Raw genomic sequence first — 24222 nt, 5'->3', positions numbered from 1 at the left:
GTTAAGCGCCCATCTTAAAGTTGGCTTTCTTCATTAAAGAGCCGTACTGCTGTTGCATGACGAATGACTGAACTTGAGCCATGAAATCCATTGCAACAACAACAATAATTAATAATGAAGTACCGCCGAAATAGAACGGCACGTTGTACTTCAGCACCAAGAATTCTGGCAACAAGCAAACCAGAACCATATAAATTGCACCAGCCAAAGTTAAGCGCACCAAAATCTTATCGATGTAACGCGCTGTTTGATCACCTGGACGAATACCAGGAACAAAGGCGCCGCTCTTCTTCAAGTTCTCAGCAGTCTCACGGCTGTTAAATACCAAAGCGGTATAGAAGAAACAGAAGAAAATAATCGCTGCTGCGTACAAAATTGTATACACAGGCTGGCCTGGAGCCAAAGTAGCTGCCAAGTCTTTAATAATTCTGCTGAACATATTGGTTGGCTCGCCTGATGTAAACCAGCCAGCAATCGTTGCAGGGAACAAAATAATTGAAGAAGCAAAAATTGGAGGAATAACGCCTGCCATGTTCAACTTCAATGGGAAGTAAGAGGACTGACCACCGTAAATCTTGTTGCCAACTTGACGCTTAGCGTAGTTCACCAAGATACGGCGCTGACCGCGCTCTACAAACACCACAAAATAAGTTACTGCTGCAACGATCACAACAATCAAAAGCGCAGAAATAATATTCATTGAGCCAGTACGAACTAACTCTAACAAGCTAGCCAATGCATTTGGTAAGCCAGAAACAATGCCACCGAAAATAATGATCGAAATACCGTTACCAAGACCACGCTCAGTAATTTGCTCGCCAAGCCACATCAAGAACATCGTGCCGGTAACCAAAGTTACTACAGTGTTCAATTCAAACATCAAACCTGGGTTGATAACCAAACCTGGCTGAGCCTGCAAGGCAACAGAAATACCCAATGCTTGGAATGTTGCCAAGAGCACAGTACCATAGCGTGTGTACTGAGTAATCTTACGTTGACCAGCTTGACCTTCTTTTTTCAAAGACTCCAAAGAAGGAACAACAATCGTCATCAACTGCATGATGATCGACGCAGAGATGTAAGGCATGATGCCTAAAGCAAATACAGTGAAGCGAGATAGGGCGCCACCTGAGAACAAGTTAAACATTCCCAAGATACCGTCTTTTTGGCCAGAAAATAACTTTGCCAATTGGTCTGGATCAATTCCAGGAACTGGAATATGAGCACCTAAACGGAACACGAGCAAAGCCAACACCAGGAAGACTAAGCGTTGGCGTAGTTCGCCAAACTTGCCGCCTGATGCTGCAGTGTTTGCGTTATTGGTAGGTGCTAATGCCATATCTACTAAAAGACCTATTAAACCAATTCAACCAATTTGCCGCCAGCAGCTTCAATAGCTGCTTTAGCGCCAGCAGTTGCTGTGATGCCCTTGAGGGTTACAGCAATCTTGAGTTCACCAGTCTTGATAACCTTAACTGCATTGATTTGCTCACCAGCAAAGCCATGAGCTCTCAATACCAATAAGTCTACTTCTGGCAAATTGATTTTTGCTAAGTCGTTCAAAGTAATTTGACCAACGTGACGACGCGTCAAAGACACGAAACCGCGTTTTGGCAAACGACGATACATAGGCATCTGACCGCCTTCAAATCCGACCTTATGGAAACCACCAGAACGGGATTTTTGACCTTTGTGACCACGGCCAGCAGTTTTACCAAGACCAGAACCAATACCGCGACCAACGCGACGACGGTTTTTCTTGGAGCCTTCTGCAGGTTTAATTGTGTTGAGTTGCATATTCTTCGCCTATTTACTTGCTAGTTATTAGCCAACGACTTTAACTAGATAAGAAACTTTATTAATCATGCCGCGAACAGCTGGAGTGTCTTCCAATTCAGATACTGAATTGATGCGACGAAGGCCTAAGCCTCGTACAGTTGCACGGTGGCTTTCGCGTGTACCGATCAAGCTGCGTACTAATTGCAGTTTGACTTTGGAGTTAGATGTTGTCATTTGTAGATTCCTAATCTTTTGGTCTTAGCCGAGAATCTCTTCAACTGACTTACCGCGCTTAGCAGCAATCTCAGCAGGAGTACTCATCTTGCTCAAACCATCAATGGTTGCACGAACCAAGTTGTACGGGTTTGTAGAGCCAAGTGACTTAGCAACCACGTTAGTTACACCCATTACGTCGAAAATTGCGCGCATTGGGCCGCCAGCAATAATTCCAGTACCGTCTTTAGCTGGAGAAATCAAAACGCGTGACGCGCCATGTTGACCAGTAACAGTGTGCTGCAAAGTACCTTTACGCAAAGTTACTTTGATCATCTTGCGACGAGCTTCGTCCATTGCTTTTTGAACAGCAACTGGAACTTCTTTTGATTTGCCTTTACCCATGCCGATGCGGCCATCGCCATCGCCAACTACAGTGAGTGCAGCGAAGCCGAGAATACGACCACCCTTAACCACTTTAGTTACACGATTAACAGCGATCATCTTCTCGCGAAGACCATCATCACGCTCTTCGTTTTGCATCTTAGTTTGCATTTTTGCCATGTTTTTTCCTAAACCCTATTAGAACTTCAGGCCGGCTTCACGCGCAGCTTCAGCTAAGGCCTTAATACGGCCGTGGTAACGATGACCGGAACGATCAAACGCAACATCAACAACGCCTGCCTTAACAGCACGCTCAGCAACTAATTTGCCGATTTGTTTTGCCGCTTCAGCGTTGCCGCCGTTTTTGATCGCTTGGCGCAAATCTTTTTCCATTGTTGAAGCAGCTGCTACAACTTTGGTTCCGCATGGGCTATAAACCTGAGCAGAAATATGAGTATTGCTACGGATAACTGTTAAGCGATTTGCCAAAGCTTCGGCAATGCGAATACGAGTCTGCCTAGCGCGTCTTTGTCTGGATTCGTCTTTATTCATTTTCTAATCTCGCTTACTTCTTCTTAGTTTCTTTCAGATGCACAACCTCATCCACGTAGCGAACACCCTTGCCTTTATATGGCTCTGGTGAACGGTATGCGCGAACTTCAGCAGCGACCTGGCCAACTTGCTGCTTGTTGGAACCTTTGATAATGATTTCAGTTTGAGTCGGAGTCTCAGCCTTTACACCCTTTGGCAGGTTGTAAATAATGTCGTGTGAGAAACCCAACTGTAATTTCAATGTTTCGCCTTGGGCAGCAGCACGGTAACCAACGCCTACCAAGCTGAGCTTGCGCTCAAAGCCAGCAGTTACGCCAACAACCATGTTGTTAACTAAAGCACGTGCTGTACCTGACTGTGCACCAGCTTCTGGTGAGTCGTTATTTAAAACAACTGTCAATACGCCATCTTCTTGTTTCAAACCAACAGACGGATGCAAGTTATGTGTCAAGGTGCCCAGTGGGCCTTTAACAGTAATGTTTGCACCATTGATGCTGATTTCAGCGCCTTTAGGAACTGTAATTGGTGATTTACCTACGCGGGACATATTTCGCTCCTTAAGCTACGTAGCAAATAACTTCGCCGCCCACGCCTGTTGCACGTGCTTTACGGTCTGTCATTACGCCTTGAGGGGTTGAAATAATTGCAATGCCCAAGCCATTCATTACTTCTGGAATGTCATGACGGCCTTTATAGATACGCAGACTTGGTGTAGATACACGGTCAATACGCTCAATAACAGGACGGCCTGCATAGTATTTGAGATCTATGTGGAGCACTGGCTTAGCTGCTTCACCTTTGATTTCGAAACTTTCGATATAGCCTTCATCTTGCAAAACTTTTGCGATGGCTACTTTAACTTTTGACGACGGCATCAAGACTACGGGTTTCTGCACTGCTTGCGCATTGCGGATCCTTGTCAACATGTCGGCGATTGGATCGCTGATACTCATGAGTTCTCCTAATTCTTTCGCCGCTTACCAGCTGGCCTTGGTTAAACCGGGGATTTCGCCACGGAAGGCGATTTCACGAATCTTGCTACGAGCCAAACCGAATTTACGGAATGTGCCACGTGGGCGACCGGTTAATGAACAACGATTTCTTTGACGAATCGGGCTTGCGTTACGTGGAAGTGCCTGTAGCTTCAAGCGAGCTTCATAGCGCTCTTCATCGCTGCGTGATTGATCAGCAATGATCGCTTTGAGTTCAGCACGCTTGGCAGCGTACTTCTCTACAGTTTTTGCGCGCTTATTCTCGCGCTCAATTAGGGATAGTTTTGCCACGTTAGCCTCTTAATTGCGGAAAGGGAATTTGAATGCTGCCAACAAAGCTTTTGCTTCTTCGTCGGTTTTAGCAGTCGTCGTAATACTGATATTGAGACCGCGGAGGGCATCAATTTTGTCGTATTCGATTTCAGGGAAAATGATCTGTTCTTTAACGCCGATGTTGTAGTTACCACGGCCGTCAAATGCTTTCCCAGAAATACCGCGGAAGTCACGTACGCGTGGCAATGCAACAGTAACGAAACGATCCAAGAATTCGTACATGCGTGCACCACGCAATGTCACCATGGCACCGATTGGGTAGCCTTGACGAATCTTGAAACCTGCAATCGCTTTTTTAGCTTTAGTTACAACTGGCTTTTGGCCTGCAACTTTAGTTAAATCGCCAACTGCATTTTCGATAATTTTCTTGTCGTTGACTGCATCGCCCAAGCCCATGTTCAGGGTTACCTTAGTGATGCGTGGAACTTCCATTACTGACTTGTAACCAAATTTGGCGATCAAATCAGCAACAACTTTAGCTTGATAGTGTTCTTGAAAACGTGTGCTCATAATTTCTCCGTGCCCCTTATGCGCTTAAAGTTGCGCCAGTGGTTTTGAGGAAACGTTGCTTTTTACCGTCCACGAGTTTGATACCAACACGTGATGGTTTGCCGTTACCGTCAACCACAGCCACATTAGAAATGTGAACAGGCATCGTCTTGTCAATCATGCCGCCAGTAACACCGGCTGCAGGATTTGGCTTAACGCTCTTTTTATAAATATTTACGCCTTCGATTACTAATTTGTTCTCGAGAACGGCTGTAACAGTTCCTTGCTTGCCCTTATCGCGGCCAGTCAACAGAACTACGGAATCACCTTTACGAATCTTTTTCATATCAGCCTCTTAAATAACTTCGGGGGCGAGAGAAACGATCTTCATGAACTTCTCAGTACGCAATTCGCGTGTAACTGGTCCGAAGATGCGTGTGCCAATTGGCTCTAACTTAGCGTTGAGCAATACCGCAGCGTTGCCATCGAACTTAATCAATGAACCATCTGGACGGCGAACACCCTTAGCAGTTCTCACTACTACGGCGTTATAAATATCACCTTTTTTTACACGGCCACGTGGAGCAGCGGACTTTACAGTCACTTTAATGACATCACCGATACTGGCGTAACGACGCTTAGACCCGCCCAATACCTTGATGCACAATACTTCACTGGCGCCTGTGTTATCGGCAACCTGTAATCTACTTTCGGTTTGTATCATTTCTAATCCCCAACTTATTGGCCAAAGGCAAACAGTCTTGGTTCCGTCTATGGGCTTTAACGAAAGTTAAAACCCGGAATTAATGAAAAACACTGCTTCTCTAATAAAACCAGAGAAGCCTTCTATTCTACTACGTAAAACAGGGATTTGGCAAGAAATTTCGCCAAAATCCCTAATATTTCTTTAAATACCCTTTGAAGCTTCAACTAAACGGGTCACAACCCAAGATTTAGTACGTGAAATTGGCTTAGATTCAGCAATTTCAACGGTATCACCCATCTTGTATGTGCCAGCTTCGTCATGAGCATGGTACTTTTTGGATTGGCCAACGTACTTACCAATCACTGGATGCTTAACTTGACGCTCAACCAAAACCGTCACAGTTTTTTGCATTTTGTCGCTAACAACGCGTCCCACAAGGGTACGGCGCAAGGGTTTAGATAATTCTGTCATATCCCTTTTTCCTTATTTCTGTGCAGTCTTTTGGGCGATAAAAGTCTTCACACGAGCGATGTCGCGCTTATTTTTACCCAATTGGCTGGTATTTGTGAGTTGCTGAGTGCCTTTTTGCATGCGAAGCTTGAAACCGGTCTTAAGCAACTCGGTTAACTCTGCATTTAAAGCATTCAGATCTTTTGAAGCTAATTCTGTATTTTTCATAATCTCTATCCCGATCAACCTAAGTGGCGAATCACGAAAGTGGTCTGTAAAGGCAACTTAGCAGCAGCAAGCTTGAAAGCTTCGCGCGCCAATTGCTCGTCAACACCGTCCATCTCGTAGAGCACCTTGCCTGGTTGAATTTCAGCTACGTAGTACTCTGGATTACCTTTACCGTTACCCATACGTACTTCAGCAGGTTTTTGTGAAATTGGCTTATCTGGGAAAATGCGAATCCAAATACGGCCACCACGTTTAATGTGACGAGTCATTGCACGACGTGCAGACTCAATTTGACGCGCAGTCAAACGACCACGGCCAACGGCCTTCAATCCAAAGTCACCAAAGGCTACAGAACTACCACGTGTTGCCACGCCAGTGTTACGGCCTTTTTGTTCCTTACGATACTTGCGACGCTTTGGTTGTAGCATGCTTACTCTCCTGACTTCTGCGTATCTGCGGCTGGTGTTTCAACCTTACGCACACGCTTTACTGCTGGTTTAGCAGCAACTAATGGCTTGTCTGTGCCAGCAGCTGGTTTACGAGCAGCTGTCTTGCTTGGAGCACGACGAGTTTTCTTTTCTTCGGCAGCTGGTTCGGCAGCTTGTGCAGAAACTTGAGCTTCTGCACCACGACCCAATGTGTCGCCTTTGTATACCCAAACTTTTACACCGATGATGCCGTATGTAGTTTCAGCCTCGGAAGTTGCGTAATCAATATCAGCCTTCAATGTATGAAGTGGAACGCGACCTTCACGGTACCATTCGCGACGTGCAATCTCAGCACCATTCAAACGACCTGATGACATGATCTTGATGCCTTGAGCGCCAAGACGCATTGCGTTTTGCATTGCACGCTTCATTGCACGGCGGAACATAATGCGCTTCTCTAACTGTTGAGTAATAGAGTCAGCGATCAATTGTGCATCAACTTCAGGCTTACGAATTTCTTCGATATTCACGTGAACTGGAACACCCATACGTTTTTGCAATTCGCGGCGGAGCACTTCAATATCTTCGCCTTTTTTACCGATTACAACGCCTGGACGTGAACTATAAATAGTGATACGTGCATTCTTTGCAGGACGCTCAATCACAACTTTACTTACGGATGCATTCTTCAACTTCTTCTTGAGATAGATGCGGACATCTACGTCCTCTTTCAACATCTTTGCGAAGTCAGTATTGTTTGCATACCAACGTGACGTCCAATTCTTCGTTACCGCGAGTCGGAATCCGGTTGGGTTTATCTTTTGTCCCATATCTTCCCTTAGTTACTCAAGGTCACGGTAATGTGACATGTTTGTTTTTCAATTTGATTGCCACGGCCCTTAGCGCGCGCTGTGAAGCGCTTCAAGGAGGTGCCTTTATCAACAATAATTGTTGAAACCTTGAGCTCATCAATATCAGCACCTTTATTGTGTTCAGCGTTGGCCACTGCAGACTCAACCACTTTTTTCACAATGAAGGCAGCTTTCTTGGGGCTGAAATTCAAAATGTTTAATGCGCGAGCAATCGGCAAACCACGGATCTGGTCGGCGACCAAACGTGTTTTTTGTGCAGAAATGCGGGCACCCTTGTGAATAGCTTTAACTTCCATCATCATCCCCTTACTTCTTCGTTACTTTCTTGTCAGCAGCGTGACCTTTGAAAGTACGGGTCAAGGCAAACTCGCCTAACTTATGACCCACCATGTTTTCTGATACATATACCGGAACGTGTTGACGACCGTTATGTACAGCAATCGTCAGACCAATAAAGTCTGGGAGGATTGTTGAACGGCGTGACCAAGTTTTGATCGGTTTTTTGTCTTTGTTGGCTTGTGCGACTTCAACTTTATTTACTAAGCTGGCTTCGCAAAATGGGCCTTTTTTAGCTGAACGTGTCATATCTATTTATCCTTATCGCTTAACGTTTTTGACGACGTTGAACGATCATCGAAGTTGTACGCTTATTGCGACGTGTACGATAACCTTTGGTTGGTGTGCCCCATGGGGATACAGGTACACGGCCTTCGCCAGTTCTACCTTCACCACCACCGTGTGGGTGATCTACTGGGTTCATTGCCACACCGCGAACGGTTGGACGAATACCACGCCAGCGATTTGCACCTGCTTTACCGATAACACGCAAGCTGTGCTCTTCGTTACCAACTTCGCCAATAGTGGCGCGGCAGTCAATCAGAACACGGCGAACTTCACCAGAGCGCAAACGCACTTGAGCGTACACGCCTTCACGAGCTAGCAATACTGCAGAACCACCAGCAGAACGGGCAACTTGAGCACCCTTACCTGGCATGATTTCTACGCAGTGAATAGTGCTACCAACTGGAATGTTGCGAATCGGCAAGTTGTTACCAGACTTGATTGGGGCTTCTGAACCACTCATCAATGCCTGACCAACAGTCATGCCTTTTGCAGCAAGAATGTAGCGACGCTCACCATCAGCAAACACGATCAATGCAATATTTGCACTGCGGTTTGGATCGTATTCCAAGCGTTCAACTTTTGCTGGAATGCCATCTTTGTCATTGCGTTTGAAATCAACAACACGATAGTGATGCTTATGACCACCACCCTTATGACGGGTAGTGATGTGACCATTATTGTTACGACCCGCTTTTTGGAATTGTGGCTCCACCAACGCTGCAAAAGGTTTACCTTTATGCAGGTCAGGATTTACCACCTTGACCATTGAACGACGACCTGGTGAGGTCGGTTTTGTCTTCATCAAAGGCATGATTAATTCGCCTCCGCTTCAAAGTTAATTTCTTGACCTGGCTTCAAGCTTACATAGGCCTTCTTAGTGTGGTCACGACGACCTTCAAAACGGCCATAGCGCTTAGGCTTGCCTTTTTGATTCACGATTTGAACTGAGTCAACTTGCACTTTAAAGAGCAATTCAACTGCTTGTTTTACGTCGCTCTTGTTTGCGTCGCGAGCTACTTGGAAAACTACTTGTTCGTTTTTCTCTGCAACCATAGTGGCTTTTTCAGAGATAACCGGACCAAGCAGAACCCTCATCAGGTTGTGATCGTTTTTACGGACTTGGCTCATTTCAGCAACTCCTCAATTTTTGCGATCGCAGCTTTGCTTACCAATACTTTTTTGTATTGAACCAAAGCTAATGGATCAGCGTGCTGTGGCTCACATACAGCAACTTTATGCAAGTTACGTGATGCCAAGTACAAATTCTCGCTAACCTGATCAACAATAATCAAGACTGAATCCAATCCCATTGCTTTAACTTTGTCAGCTAAAACTTTAGTCTTTGGAGCGTCAAGAGAAAATTGATCAACTACATTCAAACGACCTTCGCGAGCTAACTGAGACAAAATAGATCTCATACCAGCGCGGTACATTTTCTTGTTTACTTTTTGGCTGAAATTCTCTTCTGGAGAATTTGGGAATATACGACCACCTCCACGCCACAGCGGGGAAGAGCTCATACCAGCACGTGCACGACCAGTACCTTTTTGACGCCAAGGCTTCTTAGTTGTGTGCTTAACTTGCTCACGGTCTTTTTGTGCACGGTTACCGCTACGTGCATTTGCTTGGTAGGCCACTACAACTTGGTGTACCAACGCTTCGTTATATTCACGTTCGAATACTTCTGGTGAAGCTTGTACGCCTGCACCTAAAGTACCGTTGTCTTGGAGAAGCTTAAGTTCCATATTCGCTCTCCTTATTTCTTCTTCAACGGTGTCTTCACCGCTGGAGTAACAATAACTTTACCGCCTGGGGCACCTGGAATAGCGCCTTTAACCATGATGAGATTGCGTTCTGCATCAATGCGTGCGATGACTAAATTTTGTACAGTGCGTGTTTCGTCACCAAGGTGGCCTGTCATGCGCTTACCTGGGAAAACACGACCTGGATCTTGCGCCATACCGATAGAACCTGGCACGTTATGTGAACGTGAGTTACCGTGTGACGCGCGACCTGAAGCGAAGTGATGGCGCTTGATGGTACCGGCATAGCCTTTACCAATCGTTACACCTTGTACGTCCACTTTTTGGCCAGCAGCAAATGCAGTGTCAGCAGGAATTACTTGTCCTGGTGTCATTTCTGCGATTTTTGCAGCATCTAATTGAAATTCGTTGAGACCGTTACCAGCCATCACACCCGCTTTAGCGAAGTGACCAGCCATTGCTTTGGTAACGCGAGTAGCTCTACGTGTGCCATGTGCCAACTGGATAGCATCATAGCCATCAGTTGCCTGGGTCTTGATTTGAGCGATTCTGTTGTCGCTCACGTCAATTACGGTTACAGGAATCGCTTCCCCTTCGTCCGTAAATAGACGGGTCATGCCGATCTTACGACCGATTAAGCCTAAGCTCATATTCATGCTCCACGCCGACTTCGATTGGTCGGCAAAATTAATTTAAGTGATTTACAAGTAAAAGTACTTCTAAATCAATAACTTACAACGTTTTTAATGCTGATAAAACTAAGATTTTCGCCCAAATAATTGAGTGAAGCCTTAGATTCTATCCCGAAATGCCGATCTTGACAAGCAAAAAGACCGGAAACAACAAATTACTGCAACTTAATTTCGACGTCTACACCTGCTGGGAGGTCTAATTTCATCAAAGCATCTACAGTTTTCTCTGTAGGATCTACGATATCCATCAAACGGAGATGGGTACGGATCTCTAATTGATCACGAGATGTCTTGTTCACGTGTGGTGAACGCAAGATGTCAAAGCGCTCAATACGTGTTGGCAAAGGTACTGGACCCTTAACAACGGCACCAGTACGCTTAGCTGTATCAACGATTTCAGCTGCAGACTGGTCAATTAAACGGTAATCAAATGCTTTAAGACGAATACGAATTTTTTGGTTTTGCATATTAATTCCAAAGAGCGTTGTGGTGCTGCCACGTTATACATCTAAAGAGCACGGTGACATCAGCAGCACTGATGTCACCGGTTAGCAAACCGCTAAATATTTGTTACTAGTAAAACTTAAGCCAAAATCTTTGCAACCACGCCGGCGCCAACAGTACGGCCACCTTCACGGATCGCAAAACGTAAACCTTCTTCCATCGCGATTGGAGCGATGAGTTTTACGGTAATGGTTACGTTATCACCAGGCATTACCATTTCTTTGTCTTTTGGCAACTCGATTGAACCAGTTACGTCCGTAGTGCGGAAGTAGAACTGTGGACGATAGTTGTTAAAGAATGGAGTATGACGACCACCTTCGTCTTTACCCAAGATGTAAACCTCGGCTGTAAAGTGAGTATGTGGGGTGATTGAACCTGGCTTAGCCAATACTTGGCCGCGCTCAACTTCTTCACGTTTTGTACCGCGTAACAAGATACCAACGTTATCGCCTGCTTGACCTTGGTCGAGCAATTTGCGGAACATTTCAACACCAGTACATGTTGTCTTGAGTGTTGGCTTGATACCGATAATTTCGATCTCTTCGCCCACTTTAACGATACCGCGCTCGATACGGCCTGTAACTACAGTACCGCGACCGGAGATAGAGAACACGTCTTCTACTGGCATCAAGAACGCGCCGTCAACAGCACGCTCTGGGGTTGGGATGTATGTGTCTAATGCTTCAGCCAATTTCATGATGGCTTCTTTACCCAATGGGCCTTCGTCGCCTTCAAGCGCTAACTTAGCAGAACCTTGAATGATTGGTGTGTCATCGCCAGGGAAGTTGTACTTAGATAGAAGCTCACGAACTTCCATTTCAACTAACTCGAGCAATTCAGCGTCATCAACCATGTCGCACTTGTTCAAGAACACCACGATGTAAGGAACACCAACTTGGCGTGCCAAGAGGATATGCTCACGTGTTTGTGGCATTGGGCCGTCAGCAGCAGAGCAAACTAAAATTGCGCCGTCCATCTGAGCAGCACCAGTAATCATGTTCTTAACGTAGTCAGCATGTCCTGGGCAATCCACGTGAGCGTAGTGACGGTTAGCAGTCTCATACTCAACGTGCGCAGTATTAATCGTAATACCACGTGCTTTTTCTTCTGGAGCAGCATCGATCTGATCGTATGCTTTAGCTTCGCCACCGAATGCTTTAGAAAGCACGGTTGCAATTGCTGCTGTCAATGTGGTTTTACCGTGGTCAACGTGACCGATGGTGCCTACGTTTACGTGCGGTTTTGTCCGCTCGAATTTTTCTTTTGCCATTTTTGTCTGCCTTCTTTAGCTAGTCAATATTCAAAATTAATGTGGATAAATTACTTCGCTTTAGCAGCCATAACTGCTTCAGCAACGTTCTTCGGTGCTTCGGAATAATGCTTAAATTCCATGGTGTAGGTGGCGCGACCTTGGGTCAACGAGCGCAAGCCAGTTGAGTAACCAAACATCTCTGCCAACGGCACTTCAGCGCGAACGATCTTACCGCCGCCTGGAATGTCATCCATACCTTGCAAAATACCGCGACGGGATGAGAGATCACCCATTACGTTACCCATGAAATCTTCTGGCGTTTCAACTTCAACAGCCATCATCGGCTCAAGCAACACAGGGGATGCTTTGCGCATACCGTCCTTGAACGCCATAGAACCCGCCATCTTAAATGCGTTTTCATTGGAGTCAACGTCATGGTATGAACCGAAGAACAATGTTGCTTTGATATCTACAACTGGATAGCCAGCCAAAATACCGGAGTTCAATGTTTCGATGATGCCTTTTTCAACTGCAGGGATGTATTCACGTGGAACTACACCGCCCTTAATTGCGTCAACGAATTCAAAACCTTTGCCCGGGGCTTGTGGCTCTAACTTCAATACCACGTGACCGTATTGACCACGACCACCAGACTGCTTAACAAATTTACCTTCAACTTCTTCGCAAACCTTGCGAATAGTTTCGCGATAAGCAACTTGCGGCTTACCAACAGTTGCTTCAACACCGAATTCACGCTTCATACGGTCAACCAAAATTTCCAAGTGGAGCTCGCCCATACCGGAAATAATTGTTTGGCCTGATTCTTCGTCTGTCTTCACACGGAAAGAAGGATCTTCTTGTGCCAAGCGATTCAAAGCAAGACCCATTTTTTCTTGATCTGGCTTAGTCTTTGGCTCAACCGCTTGTGAAATCACTGGCTCTGGGAATACCATGCGCTCCAAAATAACGATGCCATCTGGATCACATAATGTTTCGCCAGTAGTTGCGTCTTTCAGACCAACCGCAGCTGCGATATCACCCGCAAACACTTCTTTAATTTCTTCACGTTCGTTTGCATGCATCTGCAACAAACGACCAACACGTTCTTTCTTACCCTTGATTGGGTTGTAGATTGTGTCGCCTGATTTCATTACACCTGAGTAAACACGGAAGAAGATCAGCTGGCCAACAAATGGGTCAGTCATGATCTTAAATGCCAATGCTGAGAATTTCTCATCATCAGAGGCTTTACGTGTTGTGGGTGTACCGTCTTCCAATTCACAAGGAACTGGTGGAACGTCTAATGGTGATGGCAGCAATTCAACTACTGCGTCCAACATCGCCTGAACGCCTTTGTTTTTGAAAGCAGTTCCACACATCATTGGAATAATTTCATTTGCAATGGTGCGTTGACGCAATGCTGCTTTGATTTCTTCTTCGGTCAACGCTTCACCGCCGAGGTACTTTTCCATCAACTCTTCTGAGCTTTCAGCAGCTGCTTCAAGCAACTTCTCGCGCCACTCTTCGGCGGATGCTTGCAATTCTGCAGGAATATCTTCGTACGTAAACTTAGTACCTTGTGAAGCCTCATCCCAATAGATAGCTTTCATCTTCACCAAATCAACAACGCCTTTGAAGTTTTCTTCAGCGCCGATAGGAATTTGGATCAAGATAGGATTTGCCTTAAGGCGTAATTTCATCTGGTCATAGACTTTGAAGAAGTTCGCACCTGTACGGTCCATCTTGTTTACGAATGCTAAACGTGGAACTTGATACTTGTTAGCTTGACGCCAAACAGTTTCAGATTGTGGCTGTACACCACCTACCGCACAGTAAACCATACAGGCGCCATCCAACACGCGCATTGAACGCTCAACTTCAATGGTGAAGTCTACGTGTCCTGGGGTATCAATAATATTGATACGGTGCTCTGGAAAATTACCAGCCATGCCCTTCCAGAACGTTGTAGTAGCAGCAGAAGTAATCGTGATACCACGCTCTTGCTCTTGCTCCATCCAGTCCATGGTTGCAGCGCCATCATGTACTTCACCGATTTTGTGATTAACGCCGGTGTAGAACAAAACGCGTTCTGTTGTTGTTGTCTTACCTGCGTCAATATGCGCAGAGATACCGATATTGCGGTATCTGTCGATAGGGGTTTTACGTGCCACTGTTGGTACCTTTTCTTTGCTGTGCGATTAGAAGCGGAAATGTGAGAAAGCTTTATTAGCTTCTGCCATACGGTGAACTTCTTCACGCTTCTTCATTGCTCCGCCGCGACCTTCTGCAGCTTCTAATAATTCGTTGGCCAAACGTTGAGCCATGGATTTTTCACCGCGCTTTTTAGCGGCTTCGCGCACCCAGCGCATTGCCAAAGCTGAACGGCGTGACGGGCGAACTTCAACAGGAACCTGGTAGTTAGCGCCGCCAACACGACGGCTCTTCACCTCAACCATTGGCTTAACGTTGCCCATAGCTGTTGAGAAAACTTCGAGTGGTTCTTTGTTTGCTTTTTTCTCGATGTGATCAAAGGCACCGTAAACGATACGCTCTGCAACCGATTTTTTGCCGTCCAACATGAGGACGTTCATGAATTTAGCTACTTCTACATTGCCGAATTTTGGATCCGGCAAAATTTCCCGTTTGGGAACTTCACGACGACGTGGCATAACTACTCCTTCAGTTCAGTTAGGGGCGATCCACCTGGATCACCCGCTCCGGTTGTCCTACTATCAAAGAAGATTCTCAGACGGAACAACCACTTACTTGTCTTTTAAGTCTGACAAACGAAGACTTACTGCAAATACTTTAAGTTGCTATTAAGCGGCTTTCTTAGCGCGCTTAGCACCGTACTTGGAACGTGATTGCTTACGGTCTTTAACACCTTGCAAGTCAAGTGAGCCACGAACGATGTGGTAACGAACACCTGGCAAATCCTTTACACGACCACCACGGATCAACACTACTGAGTGTTCCTGGAGGTTATGGCCTTCACCACCAATGTATGAAATCACTTCAAAACCATTGGTTAAGCGAACTTTGGCTACTTTACGAAGCGCAGAGTTAGGCTTTTTAGGAGTAGTGGTGTACACACGTGTACAAACACCACGGCGCTGCGGACTGTTTTCCAGTGCAGGGCTCTTGCTTTTAACGATCAGCCTGGATCTTGGCTTGCGTATTAATTGATTAATTGTTGGCATAAAATAGCTCGGTTAGTACTTCTTTGTTGCTTTCTTCAAGAAAATCAATGACTTAGAGAATTTCTAGGTCAAAAAGACCCTCTTCTGAATCAGTAGAACTCAGCATTCTAGCTTGGCCAGCCTTTTCCGTCAACCAAATGGGGAAAAAACTGGCCATTTCTGGCCAGAATTACCAAATTAGCTTGGATCAGCCTCCCCAGCAGGAGCAACGACTTCAGCCTCGATTTCTACAGGCATATTGGCCATTACTTCCTCTTCGGCGGCAATCATTTGAGCGCGATCACGCTCGAATTGCTCTCTGACCTTGCGTGCACGGCGATAAGACAAGCCGGTACCAGCAGGAATCAGACGACCAATAATGACGTTTTCCTTGAGACCACGGAGTGTATCGGTCTTGCCCATAATGGCGGCTTCGGTCAATACACGGGTGGTTTCTTGGAAAGAAGCCGCTGAAATGAAGCTGTCTGTCGACAAGGATGCTTTAGTAATACCCAACAGCACGTTTTCGAACTGAGCTGGGCGCTTACCTGCGGCAATCACTAAATCGTTAGCGTCATACAGTTTTGAGCGCTCAACTTGCTCACCGGTGATGTAGGCAGTATCGCCACCATCAGTGATTTGCACGCGACGCAACATTTGACGCACGATTACTTCAATGTGCTTGTCATTAATCTTCACGCCTTGCAAACGGTAAACGTCTTGAACTTCATCAACGATGTAAATCGCCAACTCTTCAATACCTCTGAGAGTCAAGATGTCATGTGGATCGGCAGGGCCTTCCACAATCATCTCGCCCTTATTCACAACTTGACCGTCATGAACAAGAACTTGCTTCTCTTTAGGAATCAAGAATTCATTGGCTTCGCCGTCCATATCGGTAATCACCAAACGTTGCTTACCTTTGGTTTCTTTGCCGAAGGAAACTGTTCCAGTAACTTTCGCCAAGACAGCTGCATCTTTAGGTGAACGTGCTTCGAACAATTCTGCAACGCGTGGCAAACCACCAGTAATGTCACGAGTCTTCTGTGATTCGATTGGAATACGTGCCAATACTTCACCAACTTCGACCTTCTGACCATCTTTAACAGTAATCAAAGCACCCACTTGGAGGCCAATGTTTACTGGGTGATCAGTACCGGCGATCATGACTTCATTACCTTTGTCATCAACCAAGTTGATCATTGGGCGAACGCCTTTGCTTGCAGCAGAACGACGCTTACCGTCAATCACCACCAAAGTGGAAAGACCAGTAACTTCATCAACCTGCTTAGCAACAGTTACGCCTTCTTCAACGTTGTCGAAGCGAGCGATACCAGCGTACTCAGAAATAATCGGACGTGTTAATGGATCCCATGTCGCCAAGCTTGCGCCAGCTTTCACAGCTGCATCTTCTTTTAACAAGAGAGTTGCGCCGTAAGGCACTTTATGACGCTCGCGCTCACGACCATTCTCGTCAACGATCAAGGCTTCGCCAGAACGTGAAATCACGATCTGCTCGCCCTTCGCGTTCTTCACAACACGCATCGTGCCGGAGAACTTCAAAGCGCCGTTAGATTTGGCTTCAATGTTGCTTGCAACCAATGCACGTGACGCTGCACCACCGATGTGGAAGGTACGCATAGTCAACTGTGTGCCCGGCTCACCGATGGACTGAGCAGCGATAACACCAACCGCTTCACCAACGTTCACCAAACCACCGCGACCTAGATCACGTCCGTAGCACTTAGCGCATAAACCAAATCGAGTTAAGCAAGACAATACTGTGCGAACTTTAACTTCGTCGATACCCAATGCCACAATTTGATCAACATGATCTTCGTCGAGCATTGTGTCGTTAGGAACAATTACTTCTTGTGTGTCAGGGTGAACGATGTCACCGATACATACACGACCCAAAATACGATCGCGCAATGCTTCGATAATTTCGCCGCCCTCAACAAGCGCCTTCATCGTTACGCCAGAAGTTGCGCCGCAATCTTCTTCAATAACCACGAGATCTTGAGTAACGTCGCACAAACGACGTGTCAAGTAACCAGAGTTCGCTGTCTTCAACGCTGTATCAGCCAGACCTTTACGAGCACCGTGGGTTGAGATGAAGTACTGCAACACGTTCAAACCTTCACGGAAGTTCGCAGTAATTGGGGTTTCAATGATCGAGCCATCAGGCTTAGCCATCAAACCACGCATACCAGCCAACTGACGAATCTGCGCTGCAGATCCACGGGCACCAGAGTCCGCCATCATGTAGATGGAGTTGAAAGATTCTTGACGAACAGTCTTGCCGTTACGGTCGAGTACGTCAACGTGTGACAACTCATCCATCATCGCCTTACCAACTTGGTCGCCTGCGGCACCCCAAATATCAACCACGTTGTTATAACGCTCTTGATTGGTTACAAGGCCTGACATGAACTGCTTGTCATACTCTTTAACCTTGGCAGAAGCTTCAGTGATGATGCGCTCTTTAGATGTTGGGATCAACATATCGTCAATCGCAACGGAGATGCCTGCGTTGGTTGCCAAGCGGAAACCAGACTGCAAGAGGCGGTCAGCAAAAATAACTGTTTCACGTAATCCACACTTACGGAATGAAGTGTTGATCAAGCGTGAGATTTCTTTTTTCTTCAAAGGTTTGTTGATTTCCTCGAAAGACATGCCTTTAGGCAAAATCTCAGACAGGATTGCACGGCCAACTGAAGTTTGATAGATCTTGGTTTTCTCAGCAAAACGCGCATCGCCTTCTGCTTTTTTGTCCACGATCTCAAACTCGGTAATACGCACAGCAACGCGTGAGGCCAATTCAACTTGGCCTGCTTCGTATGCACGTACCACTTCAGTGATGTTGGCGAAAACCATGCCTTCGCCTTTACCGTTGATCTTGTCACGTGTAGCGTAGTACAGACCCAACACCACGTCCTGTGAAGGAACGATAGATGGTTCGCCGTTAGCTGGGAACAATACGTTGTTCGAAGCCAACATCAATGTACGTGCTTCCATTTGCGCTTCGAGCGACAAAGGAACGTGAACCGCCATTTGGTCACCGTCAAAGTCCGCGTTAAATGCCGCGCAAACTAATGGGTGCAATTGGATTGCTTTACCTTCAATCAGCATTGGCTCGAAAGCCTGAATACCGAGACGGTGCAATGTAGGCGCACGGTTCAACATGATTGGATGTTCACGAATCACTTCTTCGAGAATGTCCCAAACGATTGGAGTCTGGCTTTCAACTTCTTTCTTCGCAGCCTTAATCGTGGTTGCAATTCCTAAAGTCTCAAGCTTGTTAAAAATGAACGGCTTGAACAATTCCAAAGCCATCAATTTTGGTAAGCCGCACTGATGCAATTTCAATGTAGGGCCAACCACGATGACTGAACGACCAGAGTAGTCAACGCGTTTACCCAACAAGTTTTGACGGAAACGACCGCTCTTACCTTTAATCATCTCAGCCAAGGACTTGAGAGGACGCTTGTTAGCGCCAGTCATGGCCTTACCGCGACGACCGTTGTCGAGCAATGAGTCAACCGCTTCTTGCAACATACGTTTTTCGTTACGAACGATGATCTCTGGCGCGCGCAACTCTAACAAACGCTTCAAACGGTTGTTACGGTTAATCACACGACGGTAGAGATCGTTCAAATCTGAAGTAGCAAAGCGACCGCCATCCAATGGCACCAATGGGCGCAATTCTGGTGGCAATACTGGCAACACTTCCATGATCATCCAGTCAGGCTTAATGCCTGAAGTCTGGAACGCCTCGAGCACTTTTAAGCGCTTAGCGTATTTCTTGATCTTGGCATCGCTACCAGTAGCCTTCAAATCAGCACGAATTGTCTCAACTTCGCGATCGATATCAATCGAACGCAAGAGATCACGAATACCTTCAGCGCCCATGATGGCGGTAAATGCACCGTCACCATACTCTTCAGTCTTTGCAATGTATTCGTCTTCAGACATGATCTGACCGCGCTTCATTGCGCCTTCAGGAGTCATGCCAGGATCAACCACTACATATGCTTCAAAGTAAAGAACGCGCTCGATATCACGCAATGTCATATCGAGAACCATACCCAAACGGGATGGCAGGGACTTCAAGAACCAGATGTGCGCTACAGGGGCTGCCAACTCAATGTGGCCCATGCGCTCACGACGTACTTTAGCGAGAGTAACTTCAACACCACACTTCTCACAGATAACGCCACGGAACTTTAAGCGCTTGTACTTGCCGCATAAGCACTCGTAGTCTTTGGTTGGTCCAAAAATCTTGGCGCAGAACAAACCATCACGCTCGGGCTTAAAAGTCCGGTAGTTGATGGTTTCTGGTTTGCGTACTTCACCAAAAGACCATGAGCGAATTTTCTCAGGAGATGCGAGACCAATTTTGATGACATCAAACTGCTCTTCGCCCTGCGTTTGCTTAAATAAATCGAGCAATGCTTTCATATCAGTTGCGCTCCATGTCAATGTCAATACCCAACGAACGGATTTCTTTTACCAGCACGTTGAAGGATTCGGGCATGCCAGCATCAATCGTGTGCTCGCCCTTGACGATGTTTTCGTAAACCTTGGTACGGCCTGCGACGTCATCGGACTTCACTGTCAGCATTTCCTGCAAGACATATGAAGCACCGTATGCTTCGAGGGCCCAGACTTCCATCTCACCAAAGCGCTGACCACCGAACTGAGCTTTACCGCCCAATGGCTGTTGCGTTACTAAAGAGTAAGGTCCGGTTGAACGAGCATGCATCTTGTCATCGACCAAATGGTGGAGTTTCAAGACATGCATTACGCCAACAGTTACTGGACGCTCAAACTGATCGCCAGTACGGCCGTCGCACAAAATCATTTGCTGACGTGATGGAGTCATCTTCAAAGAAGTAGCTACTTCTTCTGGATAAGCCAACTCAAGCATGCGTCCGATTTCAGCTTCTGTAGCACCGTCAAACACTGGAGTTGCAAATGGCAAGCCTTGGCGGAGATTCTCAGCCAATACTGTGATTTGCTCGTCAGTGAAGTTGTCGATATCTTCAATACGGCCTGTTTCATTGTAAAGCTGCTTGAGGAACTTGCGTAACTCAGCTTGTTTAGCTTGTTCACGAACCATCTCGTCGATACGCTTACCAATACCTTGAGCTGCCCAACCTAAGTGGGTTTCCAAGATCTGACCAACGTTCATACGGGAAGGAACACCCAATGGGTTCAAGACGATATCAACAGGGCGTCCGTCAGCCATAAATGGCATATCTTCAGCTGGAGCGATTTTAGAAACCACACCCTTGTTGCCGTGACGACCGGCCATCTTGTCGCCAGGCTGCAAGCGACGCTTAACAGCCAAGTACACCTTAACCATCTTCGTTACGCCAGGTTGCAAATCATCACCCTGGGTAAGTTTGGTGCGCTTCTCTTCGAAGGCTTCATCAAACTGTTTACGTTTCGCTTCGATAGAGGACTTAATCGCTTCAACTTGTGAGGCAACTTCATCATCTGCTGGACGCACATCAAACCAATGGTATTTATCTAAGCTGGCAAGGTATTCCTTGTCGATCTTAGTGCCTTTAGCTAATTTCTGAGGCCCACCATTGGCAACTTTGCCAATCAACAGTTTTTCTAAACGCATGAAGGCGTCGCCCTCAACAATACGCAACTGGTCGTTTAAGTCCAAACGATAGCGCTGCAATTCTTCTTGAATGATTGACTGTGCACGTGCATCGCGCTCAATGCCTTCACGGGTGAAGACTTGAACATCAATAACGGTACCAATCATTCCAGATGGAACGCGCAAAGAAGTATCTTTAACGTCAGATGCTTTTTCACCGAAGATGGCACGGAGCAGCTTCTCTTCAGGAGTGAGAGTTGTCTCACCCTTTGGAGTTACCTTACCAACCAATACGTCACCAGCTTCAACTTCAGCACCAATGTAAACAATACCGCTCTCATCCAAACGGGAGAGTTGTGACTCTGCCAAATTGGAAATATCGCGAGTAATTTCTTCTGAACCAAGTTTGGTATCACGTGCAACCACTGACAACTCTTCAATATGAATAGATGTATAGCGGTCGTCAGCAACAACTTTCTCAGAGATCAAGATTGAATCTTCGAAGTTGTAACCGTTCCATGGCATAAATGCCACGGTCATGTTTTGACCCAAAGCCAATTCACCTAAGTCGGTAGATGCGCCGTCAGCAACTACGTCGCCGCGGACGACACGATCACCAGCCTGAACGATTGGGCGTTGGTTAATGTTGGTATTTTGATTTGAACGGGTGTACTTGATAAGGTTATAAATATCCACACCAACTTCACCAGCCGCTGTCTCGTCATCGTTTACACGAATAACTACACGGTTTGCGTCAACATAATCAACAATACCGCCGCGGGAAGCCAAAATCACAGTACCAGAGTCAACCGCAACAATACGCTCTAAACCAGTACCAACCAATGGCTTATCTGGACGCAAGCAAGGAACCGCTTGACGTTGCATATTCGCACCCATCAACGCACGGTTCGCATCATCATGCTCCAAAAATGGAACGAGTGAAGCAGCAGCAGAAACGATCTGACTAGGAGCAACGTCGATGAAATCGATGCGCTCTGGGCTAACCATCATGGTCTCACCAGCTTGACGCGCTGAAACCAATTCATCGGCCAACTTACCGCTCTTGTCGATCGTTGCGTTTGCCTGAGCAATCACATACTTCGCCTCTTCAATCGCAGAGAGGTAAACCACTTCGTCACTTACTTTGCTGTTAGAAACTTTACGGTATGGGGTCTCTAAGAAACCATGCTCATTCAAACGCGCAAATAATGCGAGTGAGTTGATCAAACCAATGTTTGGTCCTTCTGGAGTTTCGATTGGGCAAACACGTCCGTAATGGGTTGGATGCACGTCGCGCACTTCGAAGCCTGCGCGCTCGCGTGTCAAACCACCAGGTCCCAATGCAGAAATACGACGCTTGTGCGTGATCTCTGAAAGTGGATTGGTTTGGTCCATAAACTGGGACAACTGTGAAGAACCGAAGAACTCACGAATAGCAGAAGAAATTGGCTTACTGTTAATCAAGTCATGCGGCATGAGGTTTTCTGTTTCGGCTTGGCCGAGACGTTCTTTAACCGCACGCTCAACACGTGACAAACCTGCACGGAATTGATTCTCTGCCAATTCACCTACGCAACGTACGCGACGATTGCCTAAGTGATCGATGTCATCGACTTCGCCTTTGCCGTTACGCAAGTCAACCAAAGACTTGATGGTATCGAGGATGTCTTCATCCGATAAAACCATTTTGCCTTCCATCTCAGAGCGACCGAGACGGCTGTTAACTTTCATACGACCAACGCGTGATAAATCGTAACTATCTTCGTTGTAGAACAAACGCTGGAACAAGGCTTCAACAGCATCTTCTGTTGGAGGCTCACCAGGACGCATCATGCGATAGATGGCAATACGAGCGGCCATTTGATCCGCAGTTTCATCAGTACGCAATGTCTGAGAAATGTATGCGCCAGAATCCAAATCATTGGTGTAAATGGTTTCCAACTGCTTGATACCTGCATCGCGCAATGTCGCCAACAACTCTTCAGTGATTTCATCATTAGCGTAAGCCAATATTTCACCAGAATCTGGATCAACAATATTGCGTGCAACTACACGACCAATTAAATAGTCATCTGGTACAGCGATTGTTTTTGTCTTAGCGGCTTCGAGTTCACGTATGTGCTTTGCATTGATACGCTTGTCTTTTTGAATGACCACAACGCCATTCTTGTCGAGCACGTCAAAGCTAGCCAACTGACCACGTAAACGCTCTGGCACAAATTCCATTGAACCGCCATTAGCAGTCAATGAGAAATGGTCAAAGTTAAAGAAGTTAGCAAGAATCTGTTCGTTGTTGAAACCAATTGCTTTGAGCAAAATGGTGACAGGCATCTTACGACGACGGTCAACGCGGAAATAAAGAATGTCTTTTGGATCAAACTCGAAATCGAGCCATGAACCACGGTAAGGAATGATGCGTGCTGAGAACAGCAACTTACCTGAGCTGTGTGTCTTGCCCTTATCGTGTTCGAAAAACACGCCTGGTGAACGGTGCAACTGAGAAACGATTACGCGCTCAGTACCGTTAATCACAAAAGAGCCATTTTCTGTCATGAGTGGAATTTCACCCATGTAGACTTCGCTCTCTTTTACCTCTTTAACCTTAGTAGGCGCTTCGCGATCATAAATAATCAAGCGAACTTTTGCGCGTAAGGCAGAGTGGTATGTGTAACCACGTTGTTGACATTCTTTAACGTCAAATGGTGGCTGTGATAACTGGTAAGACACGTATTCCATACGTGCATAGCCGTTGTTAGACACAATTGGGAATGCTGATGTAAAGGCAGCTTGAAGTCCCTCAGTAAGACGAGACATTGCCGGCTTATCAGCCTGTAAAAATTTAGCGTAGGATTCCAGCTGCGTTGCGATCAGGTACGGAACCTGGTGGTTGTTTACTCGCTTAGCAAAGCTTTTACGGACTCGCTTGCGTTCGGTGAAGCTATAGTTCATTTCATCTCCGAATTCAGCGACTGTACAAAGATTTGGCGATTGGCCACTACCAATCACTGGCGGACAACACTAAATCGAAAGATCCAGTGTCCGACCAAACTTGCATTCTGCAGTCGTATCAGAAGGCAAACCCGATTTCAATCAGAAATGAAATCGGGTTTGACCTCTAGAGGTCAAACCCAACATGGCTAACGCCTCTTTTTGAGAGGCGCCAGCAGT

28 protein-coding genes are annotated in these 24222 nt (G+C 46.3%); all 28 read right to left on the bottom strand.

Annotated elements, in window-relative coordinates; translation table 11 throughout:
- Position 1: 1 nt before the first annotated feature.
- The gene (gene secY, locus ICN18_RS03030; RefSeq protein WP_216189020.1) at positions 2-1339 is read right to left on the bottom strand and encodes a preprotein translocase subunit SecY; all 1338 of its coding nucleotides are present in this window, start codon (positions 1337-1339) and stop codon (positions 2-4) included.
- 17 nt (positions 1340-1356) lie between these two features.
- On the bottom strand, positions 1357-1797 hold the full coding sequence (gene rplO, locus ICN18_RS03025; protein WP_215360616.1) for a 50S ribosomal protein L15: 441 nt from the start codon (positions 1795-1797) through the stop codon (positions 1357-1359).
- 27 nt (positions 1798-1824) lie between these two features.
- On the bottom strand, positions 1825-2013 hold the full coding sequence (gene rpmD / locus ICN18_RS03020) for a 50S ribosomal protein L30 (RefSeq protein ID WP_215358833.1): 189 nt from the start codon (positions 2011-2013) through the stop codon (positions 1825-1827).
- Positions 2014-2037: 24 nt separating this feature from the next.
- The gene (gene rpsE, locus ICN18_RS03015; protein WP_011901917.1) at positions 2038-2556 is read right to left on the bottom strand and encodes a 30S ribosomal protein S5; all 519 of its coding nucleotides are present in this window, start codon (positions 2554-2556) and stop codon (positions 2038-2040) included.
- Positions 2557-2574: 18 nt separating this feature from the next.
- Positions 2575-2928: a 50S ribosomal protein L18 gene (gene rplR / locus ICN18_RS03010; protein WP_215360615.1), complete on the bottom strand. Its 354-nt coding sequence runs from the start codon at positions 2926-2928 to the stop codon at positions 2575-2577.
- A 13-nt stretch (positions 2929-2941) separates the two neighbouring features.
- Positions 2942-3475: a 50S ribosomal protein L6 gene (gene rplF, locus ICN18_RS03005; protein ID WP_215360614.1), complete on the bottom strand. Its 534-nt coding sequence runs from the start codon at positions 3473-3475 to the stop codon at positions 2942-2944.
- 10 nt (positions 3476-3485) lie between these two features.
- Complete coding sequence (rpsH, locus tag ICN18_RS03000; RefSeq protein ID WP_011901914.1) at positions 3486-3881, bottom strand: 30S ribosomal protein S8; 396 nt, start codon at positions 3879-3881, stop codon at positions 3486-3488.
- A 24-nt stretch (positions 3882-3905) separates the two neighbouring features.
- A complete protein-coding gene (gene rpsN, locus ICN18_RS02995; protein ID WP_071464445.1) occupies positions 3906-4211 on the bottom strand; it encodes a 30S ribosomal protein S14 in 306 nt (101 codons plus the stop codon).
- Positions 4212-4220: 9 nt separating this feature from the next.
- A complete protein-coding gene (gene rplE, locus ICN18_RS02990) occupies positions 4221-4763 on the bottom strand; it encodes a 50S ribosomal protein L5 (protein WP_046329383.1) in 543 nt (180 codons plus the stop codon).
- Positions 4764-4779: 16 nt separating this feature from the next.
- Positions 4780-5088, bottom strand: a complete 309-nt coding sequence (rplX, locus tag ICN18_RS02985) for a 50S ribosomal protein L24 (protein ID WP_011901911.1) — start codon at positions 5086-5088, stop codon at positions 4780-4782.
- 9 nt (positions 5089-5097) lie between these two features.
- Positions 5098-5466, bottom strand: a complete 369-nt coding sequence (gene rplN, locus ICN18_RS02980) for a 50S ribosomal protein L14 (protein ID WP_015420241.1) — start codon at positions 5464-5466, stop codon at positions 5098-5100.
- Between the two features lie 183 nt (positions 5467-5649).
- Positions 5650-5919, bottom strand: a complete 270-nt coding sequence (gene rpsQ / locus ICN18_RS02975; RefSeq protein WP_011901909.1) for a 30S ribosomal protein S17 — start codon at positions 5917-5919, stop codon at positions 5650-5652.
- A gap of 12 nt (positions 5920-5931) precedes the next feature.
- Positions 5932-6126 carry a 50S ribosomal protein L29 gene (gene rpmC, locus ICN18_RS02970; RefSeq protein WP_068320118.1) on the bottom strand — a complete coding sequence of 65 codons (195 nt, stop codon included), beginning with the start codon at positions 6124-6126 and terminating at the stop codon, positions 5932-5934.
- A gap of 14 nt (positions 6127-6140) precedes the next feature.
- Complete coding sequence (gene rplP, locus ICN18_RS02965) at positions 6141-6554, bottom strand: 50S ribosomal protein L16 (protein ID WP_011901907.1); 414 nt, start codon at positions 6552-6554, stop codon at positions 6141-6143.
- 2 nt (positions 6555-6556) lie between these two features.
- The gene (gene rpsC, locus ICN18_RS02960; RefSeq protein WP_216189019.1) at positions 6557-7384 is read right to left on the bottom strand and encodes a 30S ribosomal protein S3; all 828 of its coding nucleotides are present in this window, start codon (positions 7382-7384) and stop codon (positions 6557-6559) included.
- An 8-nt stretch (positions 7385-7392) separates the two neighbouring features.
- Positions 7393-7725, bottom strand: coding sequence for a 50S ribosomal protein L22 (gene rplV, locus ICN18_RS02955; protein ID WP_215392687.1), 333 nt, complete (start codon positions 7723-7725; stop codon positions 7393-7395).
- A gap of 7 nt (positions 7726-7732) precedes the next feature.
- Positions 7733-8011, bottom strand: coding sequence for a 30S ribosomal protein S19 (gene rpsS, locus ICN18_RS02950; RefSeq protein WP_046329379.1), 279 nt, complete (start codon positions 8009-8011; stop codon positions 7733-7735).
- A 19-nt stretch (positions 8012-8030) separates the two neighbouring features.
- Positions 8031-8861, bottom strand: a complete 831-nt coding sequence (gene rplB, locus ICN18_RS02945) for a 50S ribosomal protein L2 (protein ID WP_215362450.1) — start codon at positions 8859-8861, stop codon at positions 8031-8033.
- A 2-nt stretch (positions 8862-8863) separates the two neighbouring features.
- Positions 8864-9178, bottom strand: coding sequence for a 50S ribosomal protein L23 (gene rplW, locus ICN18_RS02940; protein WP_068320111.1), 315 nt, complete (start codon positions 9176-9178; stop codon positions 8864-8866).
- A complete protein-coding gene (gene rplD / locus ICN18_RS02935) occupies positions 9175-9795 on the bottom strand; it encodes a 50S ribosomal protein L4 (protein WP_011901901.1) in 621 nt (206 codons plus the stop codon). Before rplD ends, rplW begins: the two co-directional genes overlap by 4 nt.
- Before the next feature lie 11 nt (positions 9796-9806).
- On the bottom strand, positions 9807-10463 hold the full coding sequence (rplC, locus tag ICN18_RS02930) for a 50S ribosomal protein L3 (RefSeq protein ID WP_015420232.1): 657 nt from the start codon (positions 10461-10463) through the stop codon (positions 9807-9809).
- A gap of 197 nt (positions 10464-10660) precedes the next feature.
- On the bottom strand, positions 10661-10972 hold the full coding sequence (rpsJ, locus tag ICN18_RS02925) for a 30S ribosomal protein S10 (protein ID WP_011901899.1): 312 nt from the start codon (positions 10970-10972) through the stop codon (positions 10661-10663).
- 116 nt (positions 10973-11088) lie between these two features.
- Positions 11089-12279 carry an elongation factor Tu gene (gene tuf / locus ICN18_RS02920; RefSeq protein ID WP_071464430.1) on the bottom strand — a complete coding sequence of 397 codons (1191 nt, stop codon included), beginning with the start codon at positions 12277-12279 and terminating at the stop codon, positions 11089-11091.
- Positions 12280-12329: 50 nt separating this feature from the next.
- Positions 12330-14432 carry an elongation factor G gene (gene fusA / locus ICN18_RS02915; RefSeq protein ID WP_216189018.1) on the bottom strand — a complete coding sequence of 701 codons (2103 nt, stop codon included), beginning with the start codon at positions 14430-14432 and terminating at the stop codon, positions 12330-12332.
- 27 nt (positions 14433-14459) lie between these two features.
- On the bottom strand, positions 14460-14930 hold the full coding sequence (gene rpsG / locus ICN18_RS02910) for a 30S ribosomal protein S7 (protein WP_015420229.1): 471 nt from the start codon (positions 14928-14930) through the stop codon (positions 14460-14462).
- A 150-nt stretch (positions 14931-15080) separates the two neighbouring features.
- Positions 15081-15461 (bottom strand): 30S ribosomal protein S12, encoded by a 381-nt coding sequence (gene rpsL / locus ICN18_RS02905; RefSeq protein ID WP_011901896.1) that lies wholly within the window; start codon positions 15459-15461, stop codon positions 15081-15083.
- Between the two features lie 177 nt (positions 15462-15638).
- Entirely contained in the window at positions 15639-19901 is a 4263-nt protein-coding gene (gene rpoC / locus ICN18_RS02900) for a DNA-directed RNA polymerase subunit beta' (RefSeq protein WP_216189017.1), read from the bottom strand.
- Between the two features lies 1 nt (position 19902).
- Positions 19903-24003 (bottom strand): DNA-directed RNA polymerase subunit beta, encoded by a 4101-nt coding sequence (rpoB, locus tag ICN18_RS02895; RefSeq protein ID WP_216189016.1) that lies wholly within the window; start codon positions 24001-24003, stop codon positions 19903-19905.
- Between the last annotated feature and the right edge of the window lie 219 nt (positions 24004-24222).

This window comes from Polynucleobacter parvulilacunae (genome assembly GCF_018881715.1).
GTDB lineage: Bacteria > Pseudomonadota > Gammaproteobacteria > Burkholderiales > Burkholderiaceae > Polynucleobacter > Polynucleobacter parvulilacunae.
The sequence above is the reverse complement of the archived record's forward strand: the minus strand, read 5'-3'. Positions and strand labels throughout refer to the sequence as shown.

Coding starts and splice junctions, on each gene's coding strand:
- rpsL (WP_011901896.1), bottom strand. CDS start 15,461: ATGCCAACAATTAATCAATTAATACGCAAGCCAAGATCCAGGCTGATC.
- rplD (WP_011901901.1), bottom strand. CDS start 9,795: ATGGAACTTAAGCTTCTCCAAGACAACGGTACTTTAGGTGCAGGCGTA.
- rpsG (WP_015420229.1), bottom strand. CDS start 14,930: ATGCCACGTCGTCGTGAAGTTCCCAAACGGGAAATTTTGCCGGATCCA.
- rplX (WP_011901911.1), bottom strand. CDS start 5,088: ATGAAAAAGATTCGTAAAGGTGATTCCGTAGTTCTGTTGACTGGCCGC.
- rpsQ (WP_011901909.1), bottom strand. CDS start 5,919: ATGACAGAATTATCTAAACCCTTGCGCCGTACCCTTGTGGGACGCGTT.
- rpmD (WP_215358833.1), bottom strand. CDS start 2,013: ATGACAACATCTAACTCCAAAGTCAAACTGCAATTAGTACGCAGCTTG.
- rpoC (WP_216189017.1), bottom strand. CDS start 19,901: ATGAAAGCATTGCTCGATTTATTTAAGCAAACGCAGGGCGAAGAGCAG.
- rpsH (WP_011901914.1), bottom strand. CDS start 3,881: ATGAGTATCAGCGATCCAATCGCCGACATGTTGACAAGGATCCGCAAT.
- rplN (WP_015420241.1), bottom strand. CDS start 5,466: ATGATACAAACCGAAAGTAGATTACAGGTTGCCGATAACACAGGCGCC.
- rpsE (WP_011901917.1), bottom strand. CDS start 2,556: ATGGCAAAAATGCAAACTAAGATGCAAAACGAAGAGCGTGATGATGGT.
- secY (WP_216189020.1), bottom strand. CDS start 1,339: ATGGCATTAGCACCTACCAATAACGCAAACACTGCAGCATCAGGCGGC.
- rplV (WP_215392687.1), bottom strand. CDS start 7,725: ATGATGGAAGTTAAAGCTATTCACAAGGGTGCCCGCATTTCTGCACAA.
- rpsJ (WP_011901899.1), bottom strand. CDS start 10,972: ATGCAAAACCAAAAAATTCGTATTCGTCTTAAAGCATTTGATTACCGT.
- rplB (WP_215362450.1), bottom strand. CDS start 8,861: ATGCCTTTGATGAAGACAAAACCGACCTCACCAGGTCGTCGTTCAATG.
- rplE (WP_046329383.1), bottom strand. CDS start 4,763: ATGAGCACACGTTTTCAAGAACACTATCAAGCTAAAGTTGTTGCTGAT.
- rplF (WP_215360614.1), bottom strand. CDS start 3,475: ATGTCCCGCGTAGGTAAATCACCAATTACAGTTCCTAAAGGCGCTGAA.
- rpoB (WP_216189016.1), bottom strand. CDS start 24,003: ATGAACTATAGCTTCACCGAACGCAAGCGAGTCCGTAAAAGCTTTGCT.
- tuf (WP_071464430.1), bottom strand. CDS start 12,279: ATGGCAAAAGAAAAATTCGAGCGGACAAAACCGCACGTAAACGTAGGC.
- rplP (WP_011901907.1), bottom strand. CDS start 6,554: ATGCTACAACCAAAGCGTCGCAAGTATCGTAAGGAACAAAAAGGCCGT.
- rpsC (WP_216189019.1), bottom strand. CDS start 7,384: ATGGGACAAAAGATAAACCCAACCGGATTCCGACTCGCGGTAACGAAG.
- rpsS (WP_046329379.1), bottom strand. CDS start 8,011: ATGACACGTTCAGCTAAAAAAGGCCCATTTTGCGAAGCCAGCTTAGTA.
- rplC (WP_015420232.1), bottom strand. CDS start 10,463: ATGAGCTTAGGCTTAATCGGTCGTAAGATCGGCATGACCCGTCTATTT.
- rplR (WP_215360615.1), bottom strand. CDS start 2,928: ATGAATAAAGACGAATCCAGACAAAGACGCGCTAGGCAGACTCGTATT.
- rplO (WP_215360616.1), bottom strand. CDS start 1,797: ATGCAACTCAACACAATTAAACCTGCAGAAGGCTCCAAGAAAAACCGT.
- rplW (WP_068320111.1), bottom strand. CDS start 9,178: ATGAGCCAAGTCCGTAAAAACGATCACAACCTGATGAGGGTTCTGCTT.
- rpmC (WP_068320118.1), bottom strand. CDS start 6,126: ATGAAAAATACAGAATTAGCTTCAAAAGATCTGAATGCTTTAAATGCA.